At 38.9% G+C, this 1945-nt stretch carries 1 protein-coding gene; it reads right to left on the bottom strand.

The window, feature by feature from the left end; genetic code table 11:
- Positions 1–96: 96 nt before the first annotated feature.
- Positions 97–1824: an IS1634 family transposase gene (locus HT687_RS06940; protein ID WP_000874118.1), complete on the bottom strand. Its 1728-nt coding sequence runs from the start codon at positions 1822–1824 to the stop codon at positions 97–99.
- Positions 1825–1945 lie beyond the last annotated feature (121 nt).

The following is a 1945-nucleotide window of genomic DNA, read 5'->3' on the forward strand; positions in this document are numbered from 1 at the left end:
GTCTGATCGGGATTTAAAGATATAATCCCGACTTTATCACTTAAAAAATACAAAAGGGCAGCTAACCCTTTGCGCCACAAGGGATTTCGCTGTTCTTTAATCTCGTTTAGGTGTTGTATATGGAGCTTTGGCGTAATTTTTGAGTTCTTCAAACTTCACGAACCCTTTGTTCCATTCCATGCCTAATAGTCTATTTAGTAGCTGCATATCTGGACTTTCTTGTAGTCTATAGTAATTATCTTGTAACCTAGTTGCTTTGGCACTGTTGAGAGCATTAGCGATTCTCCTTGGACTCATCTTCCAATTAATTTGATGTTGGAGGAGTCGAAGATGAATTAAAGCGATAAAACAAGTCAAAAAATGTGCCTGTATATGATTTTCTGTCCATACATAAACAGGTCTACTTTCAAGCTCTGTCTTCGTGATGCGGAAGCAATCCTCAATCTTAGCTAACTCTTTATAAGCCTCCAACATCTCTTCATCTGTCATTCCAACTTCACTTGTTACAAGAACATTCACACCATCAAACTGAGCATCAAAATCAACCTGCTCATGGTCAATGGTAACAAGTGGGGAAAAAGGCTTTAGTTCCCCTGTTTTTTCATCCAGATAGTGGAGGTCTAGATATTTCTTGCCTCCTTTTTTACTGGTCTGTCGAAAGAGTTCCGCATTGGTTAGTTGGCTGGCATATTCTAAAGCACCTTCCCGACGAATCCGTTCTCGATCAGCGTATTTCTTAGACCAAGTAATCAGAACTTTCTCTTTGACAAGTGGAGAATCCTTCTTCGTTCCCAGCTTGCGTTCACGTAGATAGGACTTCTTTGCGAAGGTCAACTCCTTATTAAATTGCCAATCGTTTGGATTTAGAATTTGTGTTTGTAGCTCCTTTGAGGCGCCACGCCGTCCACGATGCTTCTGGGAGAAGAGCCATCCATCTTTTTGATGAATCATCTCAGAAATATTGTAAGAGCTATTCATAGCCTTATCGGCCACCACCACAATACGCTCAATTCCAAACTGTTTTTTAACTTCCTCAACAGCTGGAAGATAGGTAATAGGATCTGTTTGATTTCCTCTAAATAACTTATAACTGATGGGAATTCCATTCGTATCCATAAATAATCCTAATTGGACAATGGGTTTGGGACGATGTTCCTTACTAGGACCTCGCCTTCTTAGTCCTTCTTTTAGAATTTCACCATCAACTGAAACAACCGTCTCATCGGGGATATCTGTTTCAAAGTAGTAGTTCGTTACATCGTAGAAAACTAAACGTGCTTCACGCTTGGTCATGCGACTCACTTCTTTATGAAGATGAAGCAGAAGTTTTTCTTTCAAGGTATCCAACTTATCTAACGAACGATAAATAGCGTTGAGGCTTATTTCCCAATGACCAAATAAGTTTACTTGAGAAGCATAAGTAGATAACTTACTATCTGGATTGAGGACTCTCTGAAAAACTAATAGTTTTAAAACTTGAGCCAAATCGTACTCTGATTTCGATTTCACTGTCTTTAGAAACTCGGTTAGTTTTAACTCTTCAAACAGGTTATCCAAGACCATCCAACCATAGGACTGATCCACCTCATTCATAGGAGCCAGTAGGTCATAGCTTACTTGAAAGAATTGAGGTTCTGTTAGTAGACCTTCCTTTGCCTCACGTTTCAAACGTTCTAAGATATCAGGTTCCTCTACCTCTAGTTCATCTAAGAGACCATATTTTTTCAAAATACGCTGTCTGACTTTTCCATCTTTTCGATATCCCTCCACAAGATAGACATGAGTACGTCCTTCTTTGTTGGTTGTTGTTTTAATAAATGCCATACTCTATTATAGCATACATAACTATATATAACAAACAAAAAGTTGAAAAATAGTCGGAAAATCCAGATGTACCAAGGGATTAAGTAAGGTCGGCGGAGAATTAAGTGATAAAGTCGGGCAG

It is taken from the genome of Streptococcus sp. 1449, assembly GCF_013276805.1.
GTDB classification, from domain to species: domain Bacteria; phylum Bacillota; class Bacilli; order Lactobacillales; family Streptococcaceae; genus Streptococcus; species Streptococcus pseudopneumoniae.